We start from the raw sequence: 15922 nt of genomic DNA, 5'->3' as shown, positions 1-15922 counted from the left end.
GCGGCTGCCTGCTACCGCTGCGGACACTTTGCCCTGGAGTGAGTCATGTCCGCGTCCCTTCCAAGTCTGGGTTACGGCCTGGGTTTACGCAGTGAGTACTACCACCAGATCCTAGAACAGTCGCCGGCCGTGGATTGGTTCGAAGTGATCTCCGAGAATTACCTGGTGCAGGGCGGCAAGGCCTTGTACTACCTGGATGCGATAGCCGAACGTTACCCCTTGGTGATGCACGGTGTGTCGTTGTCCATCGGCGGGCCACATGCCCTCGATACGGATTACCTGAACCACATCAAACAGCTCGCAGAGCGCATTCAGCCGGCGTGGATTTCCGATCACCTGTGCTGGAGCCGCGGCAGCGCGCATCAGTTACATGATTTGTTACCCCTGCCTTACACCGAAGAAAGCCTCTACCACGTGGCCGGCCGCGTGCGTCAGGTGCAGGACGTGTTGCAGCGCCCGCTGGTGCTGGAAAATGTCTCAAGCTACGTGCGTTCCAAGGCGGATGAATTCACCGAGTGGGAGTTCCTCAACGCCTTGGCCCACCTGAGCGGATGCCAGTTGCTGCTGGACGTCAACAACGTCTACGTCAGCGCACGCAACCATGGCTTTGATGCCTGGACGTTCATTCGTAACCTGCCAGCCGAAAGCATTCGCCAACTACACTTGGCGGGGCATATGGACTATGGCGACTATGTGGTCGATACCCATGACCATCCAGTGTGCGACCCGGTGTGGGCGCTGTATCAGCAAACTTTGGAGCATTTGGGCCCGGTGTCGACTTTGTTGGAACGCGATGACCATTTTCCGCCCTTCGAAGAGTTGCTCACCGAGTTGAACAAAGCCCGTGAGTTGGGTGCCAGCGCCTTGGCCCGGAGAGCGTTATGCGCCTGATCGACTGGCAGTTGGCGTTTGAACAGCATCTATTATCCGAAGCGCCCGCGGCCAGCAGTGGCTTTGCCGCCACCTTGCTGGGAGGGCCGACGTTGGATGTGGACACCGGCCTGGCGATTTACCACAACGCCTATCTGTCGCGACTGCAAGAGGTGCTGCGCCATGACTTCGGTGCCATCTGGTATTGGCTGGGAGATGAGCAGTTTTGCTCACTGACCGAGGCCTACATCCGCCGTTATCCGTCGGCCCATTACAGCGTGCGCTGGTTGGGCGAGCGCTTTGCGATGTTTATCGTTGAGCATTTGATGGCTGCGCAAAGTGCGCCTTTGGCTGAGTTGGCACGCCTGGAGTGGGCGTTCACCTTGGCGTTTGACGCCGCCGAAGGGGAGCCGCTGACCTTGAATGACATGGCGCATTTGGCGCCTGAAGACTGGCCCACCTTGGAGGTTGCGCTGGCGCCTTCGGTGCAGCAGCTGCTTTGCCGTTTCAACACGGTGGCGATCTGGCGAGCCAGCAAGGATGAGTCGGATTTTCCCGGCAGCCAGGCGCTGGAACCGGCGCAAATCTGCCTGGTGTGGCGCAACCAGAACCGCTGCCACTACCGCAGCCTGGAAGCCGCTGAAGCCTGTGCGCTGTCGGGCATGGTGACCATGGGGTGGAATTTTTCAGAACTGTGTATTGAGCTGGCGGTCACTTATTCAGAGGGGGCGTCGCTGCAAGCGGCCACTTGGCTGAAACAGTGGGTCCAGGAAGGTTTGCTCGAGCGCCGAGCGCCATAGCAGGGGAGCTATTCATTCGATAGCTTCCTACTTTGTTTGGCATGGTCTACCCTCACAGCAGACGTCTGAAACAAGGGGGGACTACTCATGCTCGCGCAACTTCCACCGGCCTTACAGAATCTTCAGCTACCGCTGCGTCTTCGACTCTGGGACGGCCATGAATTCAACTTGGGCCCTGAGCCCAGCGTCACCATCGTGGTCAAGGACCCCACGGTTGTATCCAGGCTGACCCATCCAACGCTCGACTCACTGGGCGAAGCCTTCGTCGAGGGCAAGCTGGAGCTGGAAGGCTCCATCACCGAAGTGATCAGGGTATGTGACGAGTTGAGTCACGCCTTGGTCGATGACGACGAGGAGAGTCGTCCGGTGCGCTCGATTCACGACAAGGCCACCGACGCCGCGGCCATTTCCTACCATTACGACCTGTCCAACGAGTTCTACCAGCTATGGCTGGACCAGGACATGGCCTACTCTTGCGGTTATTTCGAAACCGGCAGCGAGTCGATCGACCAGGCCCAACAAGACAAATTCCGCCACCTGTGCCGCAAGTTGCGGCTGCAGCCGGGTGAATATCTGCTGGATGTGGGCTGCGGCTGGGGCGGGCTGGCGCGCTATGCCGCGCGGGAGTTCGGGGTCAAGGTGTTCGGCATCACCTTGAGCAAGGAACAACTGGCGCTGGCCAAGGAGCGGGTGAAAGCCGAAGGCCTGGAAGACCAGGTCGACCTGCAATTACTCGACTACCGCGACCTGCCCCAGGACGGCCGTTTCGACAAAGTGGTAAGCGTGGGCATGTTCGAACACGTCGGCCACGCCAACCTGGCGCAGTACTGCCGGACCCTGTTCGGCGCAGTGCGTGAAGGTGGCCTGGTGATGAACCATGGCATTACCGCCAAGCACACCGATGGCCGCCCCGTAGGCCGTGGCGCCGGCGAGTTTATCGAGCGCTACGTGTTCCCTAACGGCGAACTGCCGCACCTGGCCATGATGACCGCCGAGATCAGTGAAGCAGGGCTGGAAGTGGTCGATGTCGAAAGCCTGCGTATGCATTACGCCCGCACATTGGACCATTGGAGCGAACGTCTGGAAGACAACCTGGAAGCAGCGGCGAAGATGGTACCGGAACAGGCGCTACGCATCTGGCGGCTGTACCTGGCTGGCTGCGCTTATGCGTTTGCCCGAGGCTGGATCAATCTGCACCAGATACTGGCAGTGAAACCCCATGCTGATGGCGGGCATGAACTGCCGTGGACGCGGGAAGACCTCTACCGCTGATCACGCTCAAAACCGTAGGAGCGAGCTTGCTCGCGAAGAACGTCAACGATAACGCGTACTAGCTGAATGAACGCGGCGCCTGTGAGTTTTTCGCGAGCAAGCTCGCTCCTACATTATTGGTTGTGTGTTGGCGGTTAGAGGATGGGTGAGATCAAGCGCGCAATGCGCATCCCCAATTGTTGCAGGCGACGGGTCTCGCGGCTTTCTTCCTGGCTGACTTCATGGGCCAGGGCAAAGTCGTCCAGCAGCATCTGCTCAACCTGGCTGGCGAAGGCTTCATCCACCGTCAGCAGCATCACTTCAAAATTTAGCCGGAACGAACGGTTGTCCATGTTGGCACTGCCAATTGCGCTGATTTCGCTGTCCACCAACACCACCTTTTGATGCAAAAAGCCCGGCGTGTAGCGAAACACCCGCACGCCCGCTCGCACCGCTTCGTTGGCGTATAGGCTGGATGCGGCATATACGATGCGGTGGTCGGGCCGTGACGGCAGCAGCAGGCGCACATCGACTCCGCGCAATACCGCCAGGCGCAGGGCGGCAAACACCGCCTCGTCGGGGATGAAGTAGGGGCTGGTGATCCACACGCGCTCGGTCGCCGCATGGATGGCCTCGACGAAAAACAGCGAGCAGGTTTCATAAGGGTCCGCTGGCCCACTGGCGAGCAACTGGCAGAGCACGCCGTCTTCCGGGTAGGCATCCGGCAGGATCAGCGGCGGCAGTTCCCGTGCGGCCCAGAACCAGTCCTCGGCAAACGACTCCTGCAGGCAAGCCACCACCGGGCCTGTGACCTGCACATGGGTATCGCGCCATGGCGCCAGGGGCGGTTTTTTACCCAGGTATTCATCGCCTACGTTATGCCCGCCGACAAAACCGGTGATGCCGTCCACCACGACGATCTTGCGATGGTTACGGAAGTTGACCTGGAAGCGATTGAGCCAGCCACTGCGGGTGGCGAATGCCTTGACCTGCACGCCTGCGTCACGCAGCGCTTGCACATAACGATGGGGCAGGGCGTGGCTGCCGATGCGGTCGTACAGGACGTAAATGGCCACGCCCTGAGCGGCTTTTTCCTTCAACAGGGCCTGCAATTGGCGGCCCAGTTCATCATCGTGAATGATGAAAAACTGGAACAGCACGGCGGTCTTTGCGTTACGAATAGCCTCGAAGATCGCGCCGAAGGTGGCATCGCCATTGATCAACAGGCGCACTTCGTTGTTGGCCAGGCAGGGCATGCGGCCCAGCTTGGGCATGGCGCGCAAGGAGGCGTAGGCGCTGGAGTTGCGCGCTGCGAGCGCTTCCTCTACCCACGGGCGCCAGTTCAACTCGGTGATGGCCGTGTGCATTTCCTGGTTGGCCTGGCGACGGGCCTGGATGTACGCGTCGAAGGTGCTGCGGCCAAAAATCAGGTAGGGGATCAGCGTCAGGTAGGGCATGAACATCAGTGACAACGCCCAGGCGATCGAGCCTTGGGCGGTGCGCACGGTCAGTACTGCGTGGATCGCGGCGAGCGTTCCGAGAAAGTGCAGCGTGGCAATGACGTAGGCGAGCAGGTGCGGGCCAAAGAAATCCATGAACGACGTAACTCCAGGCAGTCCAGTGCGTAACAGACCATGAACGGCTGTGAATGTCGCTATTTTATTTGCCATGCAACACTGGCTGCTTTGCGACGTCTAACGCCCACAATTACCCAGGAGTTACCCGATGAATGCTCGTCTGCTTGGTTTGGCCATGGTTGTTGGTTTGTCGCTGCCTGTGGCGGCGCAGGCGCAGATGCTGGCGCCGGGCTTGTGGGAATTGACCACCAGCAATATGAAAGTCGATAACCAGGACCTGCCGGACTTGTCGCTGATCCTCGGTCAACTCAAGCAACAGATGACCCCTGAACAGCGCGCCATGCTCGAAAAGCAAGGCATCAACATGGCCGGTAAAGGCGTACAGGTGTGCCTGACCCCGGCTCAGGTGGCCTCCGATTCGATCCCCCTGACCGACCCTCAATCGGGCTGCAAACAGGAAGTCACCGACAAGAGCGGCAACCAGTGGAAATTCCGTTTCAGTTGCCCGAAAGCCCAGGGCACTGGGGTGGCAACGTTCCAGAGCCAGAAAGAATTCACCACCAGCGTCAACGGTACCTTCAATGCCACCGGGATCCAGCAGAAGGGTAGCCTGGACAGCCACGCCCAGTGGCTGGGCAACGATTGCGGTTCGGTCAAACCCCGCGCCTAACGCCCGAACTGCAGGGGCAAGCCCTGGCAACTGTTGACCACCTGGCCGTTGTGCCAGGCCAGGTGGCCGCTGACCAGTGTGGTACTCACGCTGTGGCGAAAGCTGCGTTCTGCAAAGGGTGTCCAGCCGCAGCGGGCGAGAATAGGCTGGCTGTTGACCGGCTTGCCAGCAGGCTCCGGTTTGATCAGTACCAGGTCGGCCCAGTAGCCCTCGCGCACGTAGCCGCGATCAGCAATGGCAAACAGGTCGGCCACGCGGTGGCTGGTCTTGGCTACCAGAGTGGTCAGGGGTAAATGCCCGTCGGCCACCAACTCCAGCAACGCCGGCAGGGCATGCTGCACCAGGGGCAAGCCCGAGGGTGCTTGCCGATAGTCCAACTGTTTTTGCGCCCAGGTATGCGGCGCATGGTCGGTGCCAATCACATCCAGACGATCACTCAATAACGCCAGGCGCAGCGCGTCGCGGTCGGCGCGGGTCTTGATCGCCGGGTTGCATTTGATCTGGTGGCCGAGGCGGTGGTAATCGCGGTCATCGAACAGCAGGTGGTGCAGGCAGACTTCGGCGGTGATGTGCTTGTCGGCCAGGGGCTTGTCTTCGAACAGCGCGAGTTCGCGAGCGGTGGTCAGGTGCAACACATGCAGGCGCGTGCCATGGCGTTTGGCCAATTCCACGGCAAACGATGACGAGCGATAACAGGCCTCGGCATCACGGATCAGCTGGTGGGCGACGGCGGGAATATGCTCGCCGAAGCGTTCGCGCAGGCGCTGCTCGTTGGCCAATATGCTGGGCGTGTGTTCGCAGTGAGCGAGCAGGATGGTCGGCGCCTCGGCAAATAGGCGCTCCAGAATGCGTGGGTTGTCCACCAGCATATTGCCGGTGGAGGCGCCCATGAACACTTTGACTCCAGCTACTTCACGAGGAGCGAGGGCCGCGACGGTGTCGAGGTTGTCGTTGCTCACGCCAAAATGGAAGCCGTAGTTGGCCACTGAATGCAGTGCGGCACGGCGCTTTTTATCGGCAAGGGCTTCCAGGTTCAGGGTGGCCGGGTGGGTGTTGGGCATGTCCATGAAGCTGGTGATACCACCGGCCACCGCCGCGCGGGATTCGCTGTAGAAACTGCCTTTTTCCGGTGCGCCGGGTTCGCGAAAATGCACCTGGTCGTCGATCATCCCTGGCAGCAGCCACTGGCCGTTGGCATCGATTTCCACCGGTTCGTTATCGCCTTGAATGCTGGCGGCAATCTTCTCGATACGACCATTGGCGATCAGTACGTCGGCGTCGAATACCTGGCCCTCGTTGACCAGGCGGGCGTTGCGGATCAGCAGGCGGCTCATGGTTCAGAACTCGTTTTGCAGGGCTTTGTAGCCGCGCACCAGGTCGACGTTGGTGCGTGCCACGTCTTCGGAAAACTCCGAGGCGCTGACACTCACCGGCGGGAAGTGCGACAAGTCGGTGTTGGGGCCGATACGCGTGGTGGAGGGCACGTAGAAAGCGGCGGGCAGGTCGCGGCCGTCGACCACCGAGTTGTGGCGCACCACGCACCCATCGCCCACGGCGCAATTGAACAGCACACTGTTGAAGCCAATAAACACGCGGTCGCCCACTGTGCAGGGGCCGTGGACGATGGAGCGGTGAGCGATGGAGGTGAATTCTCCGATGGTCACTGCTGCGCCGGATTTGGAGTGGATGACCACGCCGTCCTGGATGTTGGAGTTGGCACCGATGGTGATCGGGTCCATGGCGCCGCTGGCATCCACTTCGTCGGCGCGGATCACGGCGTAAGGGCCGACGAACACGTTCTCACCGATGATGACTTTGCCGCAGATGATCGCGGTCTTGTCGACGTAGGCCGATTCGGCAATCACCGGCAGGTCGCCGGAAGGATTTTTGCGGATCATGGCTGGCTCAGTGCGGCGCACAGGGTGTTGAGGTTGTATTCGAACAGCCCGATAAAGGTGCTGGCCGGGCCTTCTGCGGCGAGGGCGTCGGAGTACAGCGTGCCGCCGATCTGTGCGCCGCTTTCGTCAGCGATCTGCTTGAGCAGGCGCGAGTCTTTGATGTTTTCCATGAACACGGCTTTGACCTTGTCCTTGCGAATCTGGGTGATCAGTGCGGCAACTTCTGCGGCTGAAGGGTCACGTTCGGTGGACAAGCCCTGGGGTGCGAGGAACTGGATGCCATAGGCTTGGCCCAGGTAACCGAAAGCGTCGTGGGAAGTGACGATGCGACGGTTACCCGGTGGCAGGGCGCCGAACTTGGCCTTGGCCTCGTCCAGCAGGCTATGGATTTGCTTGAGGTAGGCCTGGCTGTTGCTCAGGTAGGCGGTCTTGTTGGCAGGGTCGGCGGCTACCAGCGCTTTGGTGATATTGCTCACATAAATTTCGGCGTTGGCCAGGTTGTGCCAGGCGTGCGGGTCGGGAATGGTTTCGCCATCCTCGTCCATGGTGTGGGAAATCACGCCTTTGCTGGCGGTGACCACCGTTGCCTTGGTTTCGGTGCTGGTGACCAGGCGGTCCAGCCACGGCTCGAAACCGAGGCCGTTCTTGATGATGACCTTGGCCTTGAGCAGTGCCTTGGCGTCGTCCGGCGTGGGTTCATAGGTATGGGCGTCGGCATCCGGGCCGACCATGTTGCTGATCTGGATATGCTCGCCACCGATCTGATGGGTGATGTCATCGAGAATACTGAAGCTGGTGACCACTTGGAGTTTGTCGGCGGCGTGGGCCATCGAAAGCGGCAGCAGCAGACTGAACAGCACGAATAGAGCGCGCATCGGGAAACACCTCATTGGGATGTGAGCAAAGGCGGGCGGCGCAACAAGCCGTGCACCGGACCGAACACCACGGACAACAAATACCCAGCGCCTGCCACCAGCACGATCGCCGGGCCGCTGGGCAGTGAGTAGTAGAACGACAGCAGCAGGCCCAACCACACCGACAGGCATCCCAGCAGCGCCGATACCGCGATCAGCACTGGAAGGCGTCGGCTCCAGAAGCGTGAGGCGATGGCCGGCAACATCATCAAGCCGACCACCATCAACGCGCCGATGGCCTGGAAACCGATCACCAGGTTCAGCACCACCAGGGTCAGGAACACGCCATGGGCGAGGGGGCCGAGGCGGCTGACGGTTTGCAGGAACAGCGGGTCGAGGGTGTCCAGCAGCAGCGGTTTGTAGATCAGCGCCATGGCGATCAGGCTGAAACCCGAGACCCAGAGCATGCCGGTCAGTGTGGTTTGATCCACGGCCAGGGCGGAGCCGAACAGCAGGTGCAGCAGGTCCAGGCGCTTGCCGGCAAGGCCCAGGATCAGCACCCCGGCGGCCAAAGAGATGGGGTAGATGGCGGCGAGGCTGGCGTCTTCGCGCAGCCCGGTGCGGCGGGTGATCCACGCGGCCAGGCCGGCCATGCTCAGGCCTGCACCCAGGCCGCCGAGGGTCAGCGCGGGCAGGCTCAGGCCGGCGAACCAGAAACCCAGGGCTGCGCCGGGCAGGATGCCGTGGGCCACCGCATCACCGATCAGGCTCATGCGCCGCAGGATCAAAAACACACCTAGCGGCGCGGTGCTGCAAGCCAGTACCAAACCGCCGATGAGTGCGCGGCGCATAAAGACAAACTCATGAAACGGCATCCATAAGTGGGCAGTGAAGTGCATTCAGGCCACCTGCATCTGCGGTTGCGGGCGGATCAGCTCTTTGCTGGGGCCGAATAGGCAGCCGGTGTTTTTGATCTGCAGTACGTGCTGGGTGTGGTGACGCACGGCGGCCAGGTCATGGCAGACGATCACCAGGGTGCGGCCTTCGTTGTGCCAGGCATGGATGTGTTTCCAGCACAGCGCCTGACCGTCCTCATCGAGGGCTGCGTGAGGTTCGTCGAGCAGCAGGACGGATGCGTCGGCCAGGCTCATGCGTGCCAGCAGGGCGCGCTGCAATTCGCCGCCGGACAATGCCATCAACGGTCGATGTTCCAAGCCAGTCAGGCACCAGTCTTCGAGTACCGCGTGCAGGCGTTGGCTGCGTTGTTGCGCGGTGTGTTGGGTGCCCCAGAAACCGGCAGCGACCAGCTCTTGCAGGCTGATAGGGAACTGGCGGTCCAAGTGTTGCTGCTGGGGTAGGAAGGCCAAGCCGCCACGGCGTGGAACATCCACAATGACCTTTCCCGCCAGCGGCTTTTGCAGGCCGGCGATGACTTTGAGCAGGCTGCTCTTGCCTGTGCCATTGGCGCCGATGATGCCGGTGAGGCTGCCTTTTTCCAGGGTCAAATCCAGTGCCGGGGTGAGCGGTTGCCCAGGGGCACCCCAGCGCAAAGAGTTACAGGTGATCATGCAAAGTCTCTCGTCCAGTGGCTTTCAGCCACGACATCGTGCGCGTGCAGGCTTTCGGCGTGGATCACTTTGAGGTGGAAGGCTTTGATGGCATCCGAGCGTTTCAAGGCGAGGTTCAGGCGGCGAGCGGCGTCTTCGCAAAACATCAGGTTCTGCCCGTTGGCCAGGGCGAAGGCTTGTTCGTCTGCGCGTTTCACCGCGGTTTGTACGGCGGTACCGAGCGCGGCTTCGGCAGCGTTGATCAAGTCGATTATCGGCAGGTCAGTACCTTGCAACTGAACTTGCAACTGCGCGCTGCTGCGTTGGCTATGGGGTGTGGCAACGATACCGTTTGCACTGCCGAGCCAGGCCAGCAGCGCTTCGTGCTGCAACGGAGTGTTGGCGAAATCATCCGCAAATTGCTGCTGAATCAACTGCCTGGCGAGGGCGGCGGAGCAAGGGCAGGTTGAGGAATAAGTAACGTCAATTTTTAGTTCCACGTGGAACATCTGGTTTTCCAGACGCGCTTCGATGCTCACCGGGTAGCTCTTCCAGCCGGCTAGCGGACTGACCAGGGCGGGTCGTTTAAGCAGCAACTGGGTGTTGATGCGCAAGTAAGCGTTCTTAGATAAACCTTCATGTGTGTCGAGAAAACGCTGCAGTACATTACGCAGCAGTGCAGGTGTCAGCGGGTGTTGATCGAGCATTTCCAGAGCCAGGTACAGGCGTGACATATGAATGCCACGGGCCGTGCCGTCGTCCAGGCTTACGCCCGCATCAGCGGTGGCGGCCAGGCGTTGACCGTCAATCTGGATCGGCAAGGCGATGCCGCACATCCCCACCCAGTCGAGTGGCAAGGCTTGGCGTGAAGCCTGCGCGGCGATATCCGGCAGAGTCAGCGCGTTCATAAGCAGGTCCATCGTTGGAAATAATTCGACATGTTATAGTATAACAATACGAGCTACGATGAATTTTCTGCTCCAGCCTTTGTTCAGTCATATCGAGTAGGGACACTCCTTTATCTGCGGTATATGCCATGCACCGACGTCAGCTCCTCAACCTGCTGCTGGTCAGCCCCTTGTTCGCCTTGCCTTTGGGGGCTTACGCCACGCAGATTCGCAATGCACGCCTGTGGCGCTCGGAGGACAAGCTGCGCCTGGTGTTCGACCTCAGCGGCCCGGTGCAATACAAGACCTTTTCCCTGACCTCACCGGACCGCTTGATCATCGACTTGAGTGGCGCCGGGCTCAGCGGCGACTTTTCCCAATTGGCGTTGGAGAATAGTGGGATTACCTCGATCCGTTCCGGGCATTTCGGCAAGAGCGATACGCGCATCGTGCTGGACCTGATCGAGCCCATGCAGCTCAACAGCTTCGTGCTGCCGCCCCAGGATGGCCAAGGCCATCGCCTGGTGTTGGACCTGACCAACGCGACCCGTGTGCCCCGTCAAATCGCCGCTGAGACGGCACCCTTGGTAACTCCGGTAGATAAGGCGCATCCCAAGCGCGACATCATCGTGGTGGTCGACCCCGGCCATGGCGGCAAAGACCCAGGTGCCATTGGCTCCAAGGGCCAGCGCGAAAAAGATGTGGTGCTGTCGATTGCCCAGTTGTTGGCTAAACGCTTGAAGCGCGAAAAGGGTTTTGACGTAAAACTGGTGCGCAACGACGACTTCTTCGTGCCGCTGCGCAAGCGCGTGGACATCGCCCGTCAGCACAAGGCCGATATGTTTATCTCAGTGCATGCCGACGCCGCGCCACGGCTGACCGCGTCGGGCGCCTCGGTGTATGCGTTGTCGGAAGGGGGCGCCACTTCGGCTACGGCACGTTTCATGGCCCAGCGCGAAAATGGCGCCGACTTGCTGGGCGCCACCACCTTGCTCAATCTGAAGGACAAGGACCCGATGCTGGCCGGGGTCATTCTCGACATGTCGATGAATGCGACCATCGCCTCCAGCCTGCAACTGGGTGGCTCGGTATTGGGCAGCCTGCAAAACATCACCAGCCTGCATCAGAAACGTGTGGAGCAGGCGGGGTTCGCCGTGCTCAAGTCACCGGACGTGCCTTCGATCCTGGTGGAGACGGGTTTCATTTCCAACCCTCGGGATGCCCAGCGGCTGGTGACGGCGCGCCATCAACAGGCGGTGGCGGATGGCCTTTTCGAAGGACTCAAGCGTTACTTCCAGAAGAACCCACCCATGAACAGCTACATGGCCTGGGTGCAGGCGCAGAAAAACAGCCAGGTCTAACAGCCGGTCATTCGGCTGCAAGTGAACTTGGCGCTGGCGCCCCCTGAGCTGGAAAACCGGTTGATGGTGGTCCAGCCCACGCGCCGCGTGTAGCCGACCCACGCCTCGCCATCCGATGCCAACCCGGTAAAAAACGTCAGTTGCCCATAACGGCTGTTGGTCTGCGCCCAATAGCGTTTGCCGATCACTTCGAAACCGCGCAGATACGTAGTGCTGCCGACGGTTGCCACGCTATAGGCATTGCCCGACGGGTCCACACAAGCGAGCAGGTTGGCGCTGCGTGTGCAGTTGGCCAACAGGCTGGGTGCCTGGGCGCAGGCAGGCCCGGCGACTGCCAATAGCAGCGCGCATAGCAGGTATTTCATCGAGGTTCTCAACATAGGCAGGTGACCCAGCATTGCGCCCTTCGTCGCGGCGAGCAAGAGGGATTGGCTTATTTGTATTGTTATACTATAACATAAATGCACAGCCCGACCCGCGAACCGCTTCCATGACCGAACACGACCTTTTGGCCCAACCAGCGGCCGACTACATGAATGAGGCCCAGCAGCGCTTCTTCCGCGAACTGCTGCTGGCTCAGCGCGATGACCTGCAAGCCCGTATCGACGCAGAGTTCCAGGCGCTACGCGAGCAGGAAACCAACAGCGATCTGGCGGATATCGGCAGTGCCGAAGAGCAACGCCAATGGCAACTGCGCCTGCTGGAGCGTGAAAAGAAGCTATTGGACAAGATCGACGACGCCTTGGAGCTGCTGGCTCGTGGCGAATACGGCTGGTGCCGTGAAACCGGCGAACCCATCGGCCTGCAACGCCTGCTGCTGCGTCCCACCGCCACCTTATGTATCGAAGCCAAAGAACGTGAAGAGCTGCGCGAACGCCATAGACGGGCAGTTTGACCGGCCAACCTTGATGAGGAATACCTGATGCCCAATCGTCTCCCTGTGACCGTGTTGTCCGGCTTTCTCGGTGCCGGTAAAAGCACTCTGCTCAACTATGTCCTGCGCAACCGCGACAACCTGCGGGTGGCGGTGATCGTCAACGACATGAGCGAAATCAACATCGACGGCAGCGAGGTGCAGCGTGATGTCACGCTCAATCGTTCGGAAGAAAAGCTGGTGGAGATGAGCAATGGCTGCATCTGCTGCACCTTGCGTGAAGACTTACTTGAAGAGGTGGGAAAACTCGCCAAAGAAGGTCGTTTCGATTACCTGCTGATCGAATCCACCGGTATTTCCGAACCTTTGCCCGTGGCCGAAACCTTCACTTTTCGCGATGAAAACGAGCAAAGCCTGGCCGACATTGCACGCCTGGACACGATGGTCACTGTGGTCGACGGTATGAATTTCCTGCTCGACTACCAGGCCGCCGAAAGCCTGGCTTCACGGGGCGAAACCCTCGGTGAGGAGGATGAACGTTCCATCACCGACCTGTTGATCGAACAGATCGAATTCGCCGACGTCATCCTGATCAGCAAGATTGACCTGATCAGCAGCCGTGAGCGCGAAGAACTGATGGCCATCCTCGAGCGCCTCAACGCCCAGGCGGAAATCATCCCGATGGTTATGGGCGAAGTGCCGCTGAACAAAATCCTCAACACTGGCCGTTTCGACTTCGAACGCGCCGCCCAGGCCCCGGGCTGGTTGCAGGAATTGCGCGGTGAGCATGTGCCGGAAACCGAAGAATACGGCATAGCGTCCACGGCTTACCGTGCGCGCCGGCCGTTCCATCCACAGCGGTTTTTCGACTTTATCGACCGCCCCTGGGTCAACGGCAAGCTGTTGCGCTCCAAGGGTTTCTTCTGGTTGGCCAGCAAACATCAGGATGCGGGCAGTTGGTCCCAGGCGGGCGGGTTGATGCGCCATGGGTTTGCCGGGCGTTGGTGGCGCTTTGTGCCGAAAAGCCAGTGGCCTCAGGACGAAGAAAGCGTGGCGGCGATCATGGCTAACTGGCAGTTGAGCACGGGTGACTGCCGTCAGGAATTGGTGTTTATCGGGCAAAACATCGACTTTGCCCAGATGCGTACCGAGTTGGACGCCTGCTTGCTCAACGATGAAGAAATGGCCCTGGGTATCGAAGGTTGGCGCCAGCTGCCTGACCCGTTTGGCCCTTGGTACGAGCAGGTCGCCTGATGCTGGCCCCAGTCATTCCCCTGCGCCCCGTCATCCGCCAGATACATGGGGAAACGCCGCTGGCGCTGTCCGATATCCTCAATGACGGCGTCAACCTGGCCATCTGGCAGCGCCAGCTGCCCCTGCACATCGCCGAGTTTGGCGCTTTGCTGGTGGCGCTCAATGAACCGTTGGCCGAGTCCTTGGTGGTCGAGTTGGCTAGCGAAGACTCCGTGCCGAACTTGCAAGGTTTGGCGTCCAGCTGTCGCGATCTTGAAGGCTACGATGGGTTTATCGCCGATGTGTCGTGGCTGGTCAGTGCATTCGCCTGCCTGCTGGGCGCCAAGCGCATCGGCGTACGCTTACGGCTGTTGGACAAGGCCATGTGCCCGCGTTTTCACGTCGATCACGTGCCGGTTCGGCTGATCACCACCTACGCCGGTATCGGAAGCCAATGGTTGCGCGAAGGCGTTATGGACCGGCGCAGATTGAGCCAGGCGGATGCCGAGCCCACTGAGCGCATCGAGCAGATCCATTGCGGTGAAGTGGCGCTGCTTAAAGGCACCAAATGGCACGGCAATGAAGGACATGGGCTGATCCACCGCTCGCCAGCGCTCAAGGCCGATGAGCGACGGTTGATCCTGACGCTGGATTGGCTGGCATAACCGCGTAGGATCAAACGCTCTACACGGCCTGAACGATGCCTCTCATGTTGCAGAACATTCCTACCCATGTGATTGCAGGGCCCTTGGGCGCCGGCAAGACCAGCCTGATCAAGCACCTGCTTGCCCAGCGCCCGGCCAACGAGCGCTGGGCGGTGCTGATCAACGAGTTCGGCCAGATCGGCCTGGACGCAGCCCTACTCACACAAGACGATGACGGCATCGCCTTGGGCGAGGTGGCTGGCGGCTGTTTGTGCTGTGTGAACGGTGCACCGTTCCAGGTAGGGCTGGGCCGCTTGTTGCGTAAGGCTAAGCCGGACCGGTTGTTTATCGAGCCCTCAGGCTTGGGCCATCCGGCGCAATTGCTCAAGCAACTGCGGCACGCACCATGGCAAGACGTGCTGGCCGTGCAGCCTTGCGTGCTGGTACTCGATGCCCAGGCGTTGGCGGCGGGCAGGCCGTTGCCGCAGGCACAACAGGAGGCGTTAGCCAGTGCCGGTCTGCTGGTGTTGAACAAGGACGAGACGCTGACTGCGGTGCAACGTCAGGCGATTGAAGCGCAATTACCCGATTGCCCGCTCCATTGGACACGCCAGGCGCAACTGCCACTCGACCGGTTGCCCGGTTTGAAAGCGCAGGCCCAAGTAGCGGTGGATAATCTCGGCGTGCCTGAAGCGGTGTGGCAAATGCCGGCGATCTGGAGCGACCCGGGGCTGCCGATCTGTCTGAGTCAGAGCCAGGAGGGCGGCTGGAGCATCGGCTGGCGCTGGCACCCAAGCCAGCGATTCGATGTCAGCCGTCTGCATCAGTGGCTATCGAGTATCGACTGGCGCCGTGCCAAATTGGTTATCCACAGCGTTGAGGGTTGGGTGTCTGCCAACGCTGTGGATAACAGCCCACTGCACTGGCAACCCAGCGCTTGGCGGCGCGATTCACGTGTTGAGTTGATCTTCAGCGCACCACAGAACGTGGCCGCATTGCAAAGCGCCCTGGCAGCCTGCCGTTACTGATGTTTCTTGCTGGCGTGGTCCTGGCGCCACTGGCTCAATTCGATGATCTCGGCGCTGGGCAGCGGCTCCTTGGTTTCGAACGGGTAGGGCGCCAGTTCGATCTGCGCGCTGTGGGCGCCGAATTGGGTGATGACCCCGGCATGCCGAGTTTCGCCGGTCACCGTGAACTCGAAATTATAGATACGCGCCAGGCGTCGGCGGCCATTGGCATCCTTGACGAAACCGATGCGCTTGAGCGCCACGGCACCGTCAAGCAGCTCGATATCGAGCTTGGCGCAATGCTGCTTGACCCGCGCCAGCGCCCGTTCACGCAGGCCGTGGTTATGCCAAACCCAGGCGGCGCCGGTGGCCAGCAGCATCAAAACGAAGATGTTTCCCAGGGTCAGCATTCCATGAACTCCAACAAAGTGAGCGCAGCTTAACTGTGT

18 protein-coding genes are annotated in these 15922 nt (G+C 60.5%); 9 read left to right on the top strand and 9 right to left on the bottom strand.

The genetic code is table 11. From position 1 onward, the window contains the following. Positions 1-45: 45 nt before the first annotated feature. From APH41_RS00490 to cfaB, 3 genes are all read left to right on the top strand, one after another. Positions 46-891 carry a DUF692 domain-containing protein gene (locus tag APH41_RS00490; protein WP_054896094.1) on the top strand — a complete coding sequence of 282 codons (846 nt, stop codon included), beginning with the start codon at positions 46-48 and terminating at the stop codon, positions 889-891. Beyond that, the gene (locus APH41_RS00485; protein ID WP_054916975.1) at positions 882-1670 is read left to right on the top strand and encodes a DNA-binding domain-containing protein; all 789 of its coding nucleotides are present in this window, start codon (positions 882-884) and stop codon (positions 1668-1670) included. The genes APH41_RS00490 and APH41_RS00485 overlap by 10 nt, the downstream gene beginning before the upstream one ends. 87 nt (positions 1671-1757) lie before the next feature. Then, the gene (gene cfaB / locus APH41_RS00480) at positions 1758-2942 is read left to right on the top strand and encodes a C17 cyclopropane fatty acid synthase CfaB (protein ID WP_014720571.1); all 1185 of its coding nucleotides are present in this window, start codon (positions 1758-1760) and stop codon (positions 2940-2942) included. A 134-nt stretch (positions 2943-3076) separates the two neighbouring features. Here the strand turns inward: cfaB and cls are convergent, their stop codons facing one another. Continuing rightward, positions 3077-4516, bottom strand: a complete 1440-nt coding sequence (gene cls, locus APH41_RS00475) for a cardiolipin synthase (protein WP_054916974.1) — start codon at positions 4514-4516, stop codon at positions 3077-3079. A 130-nt stretch (positions 4517-4646) separates the two neighbouring features. Here cls and APH41_RS00470 point away from each other — a divergent pair, with 130 nt between their 5' ends. Beyond that, on the top strand, positions 4647-5168 hold the full coding sequence (locus APH41_RS00470; protein WP_014720569.1) for a DUF3617 domain-containing protein: 522 nt from the start codon (positions 4647-4649) through the stop codon (positions 5166-5168). Here APH41_RS00470 and APH41_RS00465 read toward each other — a convergent pair. From APH41_RS00465 to folE2, 6 genes are read right to left on the bottom strand one after another with little or no spacing between them, the layout of a single operon-like run. Further along, entirely contained in the window at positions 5165-6502 is a 1338-nt protein-coding gene (locus APH41_RS00465; protein ID WP_054916972.1) for a dihydroorotase, read from the bottom strand. The two genes, APH41_RS00470 and APH41_RS00465, sit on opposite strands and share 4 nt — an antisense overlap. A 3-nt stretch (positions 6503-6505) precedes the next feature. Further along, positions 6506-7066, bottom strand: coding sequence for a DapH/DapD/GlmU-related protein (locus APH41_RS00460; RefSeq protein ID WP_054916971.1), 561 nt, complete (start codon positions 7064-7066; stop codon positions 6506-6508). Beyond that, entirely contained in the window at positions 7063-7941 is an 879-nt protein-coding gene (locus tag APH41_RS00455) for a metal ABC transporter substrate-binding protein (RefSeq protein ID WP_054916969.1), read from the bottom strand. The genes APH41_RS00460 and APH41_RS00455 overlap by 4 nt, the downstream gene beginning before the upstream one ends. 11 nt (positions 7942-7952) lie before the next feature. After that, the gene (locus APH41_RS00450; protein WP_054916968.1) at positions 7953-8819 is read right to left on the bottom strand and encodes a metal ABC transporter permease; all 867 of its coding nucleotides are present in this window, start codon (positions 8817-8819) and stop codon (positions 7953-7955) included. Beyond that, positions 8820-9488 carry a metal ABC transporter ATP-binding protein gene (locus APH41_RS00445; RefSeq protein WP_054916966.1) on the bottom strand — a complete coding sequence of 223 codons (669 nt, stop codon included), beginning with the start codon at positions 9486-9488 and terminating at the stop codon, positions 8820-8822. It abuts the gene before it with no gap. After that, positions 9485-10375, bottom strand: coding sequence for a GTP cyclohydrolase FolE2 (folE2, locus tag APH41_RS00440; RefSeq protein ID WP_054916964.1), 891 nt, complete (start codon positions 10373-10375; stop codon positions 9485-9487). Before folE2 ends, APH41_RS00445 begins: the two co-directional genes overlap by 4 nt. A gap of 128 nt (positions 10376-10503) precedes the next feature. Here folE2 and APH41_RS00435 point away from each other — a divergent pair, with 128 nt between their 5' ends. After that, positions 10504-11715 carry an N-acetylmuramoyl-L-alanine amidase gene (locus APH41_RS00435; RefSeq protein WP_054896085.1) on the top strand — a complete coding sequence of 404 codons (1212 nt, stop codon included), beginning with the start codon at positions 10504-10506 and terminating at the stop codon, positions 11713-11715. Here APH41_RS00435 and APH41_RS00430 read toward each other — a convergent pair. Next, positions 11712-12080 (bottom strand): hypothetical protein, encoded by a 369-nt coding sequence (locus APH41_RS00430; protein ID WP_054916962.1) that lies wholly within the window; start codon positions 12078-12080, stop codon positions 11712-11714. The genes APH41_RS00435 and APH41_RS00430 overlap by 4 nt on opposite strands. A 125-nt stretch (positions 12081-12205) precedes the next feature. Between APH41_RS00430 and dksA the strand changes: the two genes are divergently transcribed. From dksA to APH41_RS00410, 4 genes are read left to right on the top strand one after another with little or no spacing between them, the layout of a single operon-like run. Continuing rightward, complete coding sequence (gene dksA / locus APH41_RS00425; RefSeq protein ID WP_034129158.1) at positions 12206-12610, top strand: RNA polymerase-binding protein DksA; 405 nt, start codon at positions 12206-12208, stop codon at positions 12608-12610. Between the two features lie 27 nt (positions 12611-12637). Further along, entirely contained in the window at positions 12638-13843 is a 1206-nt protein-coding gene (gene zigA, locus APH41_RS00420; RefSeq protein WP_054916960.1) for a zinc metallochaperone GTPase ZigA, read from the top strand. Then, positions 13843-14487, top strand: a complete 645-nt coding sequence (locus APH41_RS00415; RefSeq protein WP_054916957.1) for a DUF1826 domain-containing protein — start codon at positions 13843-13845, stop codon at positions 14485-14487. The genes zigA and APH41_RS00415 overlap by 1 nt, the downstream gene beginning before the upstream one ends. A gap of 44 nt (positions 14488-14531) precedes the next feature. Continuing rightward, positions 14532-15494, top strand: a complete 963-nt coding sequence (locus APH41_RS00410) for a GTP-binding protein (protein WP_054916955.1) — start codon at positions 14532-14534, stop codon at positions 15492-15494. Here APH41_RS00410 and APH41_RS00405 read toward each other — a convergent pair. Further along, entirely contained in the window at positions 15488-15883 is a 396-nt protein-coding gene (locus APH41_RS00405) for a DUF3301 domain-containing protein (RefSeq protein WP_003195752.1), read from the bottom strand. The genes APH41_RS00410 and APH41_RS00405 overlap by 7 nt on opposite strands. Between the last annotated feature and the right edge of the window lie 39 nt (positions 15884-15922).

This window comes from Pseudomonas sp. NBRC 111138 (assembly GCF_001320835.1).
GTDB lineage: Bacteria > Pseudomonadota > Gammaproteobacteria > Pseudomonadales > Pseudomonadaceae > Aquipseudomonas > Aquipseudomonas paracarnis.
This window is presented reverse-complemented; position numbering and strand designations above follow the sequence as displayed.

What these genes read in the sequence shown, in the direction of transcription:
- APH41_RS00490 (WP_054896094.1), top strand. Translation starts at nt 46, where the DNA reads ATGTCCGCGTCCCTTCCAAGTCTGGGTTACGGCCTGGGTTTACGCAGT.
- APH41_RS00485 (WP_054916975.1), top strand. Translation starts at nt 882, where the DNA reads ATGCGCCTGATCGACTGGCAGTTGGCGTTTGAACAGCATCTATTATCC.
- cfaB (WP_014720571.1), top strand. Translation starts at nt 1,758, where the DNA reads ATGCTCGCGCAACTTCCACCGGCCTTACAGAATCTTCAGCTACCGCTG.
- cls (WP_054916974.1), bottom strand. Translation starts at nt 4,516, where the DNA reads ATGGATTTCTTTGGCCCGCACCTGCTCGCCTACGTCATTGCCACGCTG.
- APH41_RS00470 (WP_014720569.1), top strand. Translation starts at nt 4,647, where the DNA reads ATGAATGCTCGTCTGCTTGGTTTGGCCATGGTTGTTGGTTTGTCGCTG.
- APH41_RS00465 (WP_054916972.1), bottom strand. Translation starts at nt 6,502, where the DNA reads ATGAGCCGCCTGCTGATCCGCAACGCCCGCCTGGTCAACGAGGGCCAG.
- APH41_RS00460 (WP_054916971.1), bottom strand. Translation starts at nt 7,066, where the DNA reads ATGATCCGCAAAAATCCTTCCGGCGACCTGCCGGTGATTGCCGAATCG.
- APH41_RS00455 (WP_054916969.1), bottom strand. Translation starts at nt 7,941, where the DNA reads ATGCGCGCTCTATTCGTGCTGTTCAGTCTGCTGCTGCCGCTTTCGATG.
- APH41_RS00450 (WP_054916968.1), bottom strand. Translation starts at nt 8,819, where the DNA reads ATGCACTTCACTGCCCACTTATGGATGCCGTTTCATGAGTTTGTCTTT.
- APH41_RS00445 (WP_054916966.1), bottom strand. Translation starts at nt 9,488, where the DNA reads ATGATCACCTGTAACTCTTTGCGCTGGGGTGCCCCTGGGCAACCGCTC.
- folE2 (WP_054916964.1), bottom strand. Translation starts at nt 10,375, where the DNA reads ATGAACGCGCTGACTCTGCCGGATATCGCCGCGCAGGCTTCACGCCAA.
- APH41_RS00435 (WP_054896085.1), top strand. Translation starts at nt 10,504, where the DNA reads ATGCACCGACGTCAGCTCCTCAACCTGCTGCTGGTCAGCCCCTTGTTC.
- APH41_RS00430 (WP_054916962.1), bottom strand. Translation starts at nt 12,080, where the DNA reads ATGAAATACCTGCTATGCGCGCTGCTATTGGCAGTCGCCGGGCCTGCC.
- dksA (WP_034129158.1), top strand. Translation starts at nt 12,206, where the DNA reads ATGACCGAACACGACCTTTTGGCCCAACCAGCGGCCGACTACATGAAT.
- zigA (WP_054916960.1), top strand. Translation starts at nt 12,638, where the DNA reads ATGCCCAATCGTCTCCCTGTGACCGTGTTGTCCGGCTTTCTCGGTGCC.
- APH41_RS00415 (WP_054916957.1), top strand. Translation starts at nt 13,843, where the DNA reads ATGCTGGCCCCAGTCATTCCCCTGCGCCCCGTCATCCGCCAGATACAT.
- APH41_RS00410 (WP_054916955.1), top strand. Translation starts at nt 14,532, where the DNA reads ATGTTGCAGAACATTCCTACCCATGTGATTGCAGGGCCCTTGGGCGCC.
- APH41_RS00405 (WP_003195752.1), bottom strand. Translation starts at nt 15,883, where the DNA reads ATGCTGACCCTGGGAAACATCTTCGTTTTGATGCTGCTGGCCACCGGC.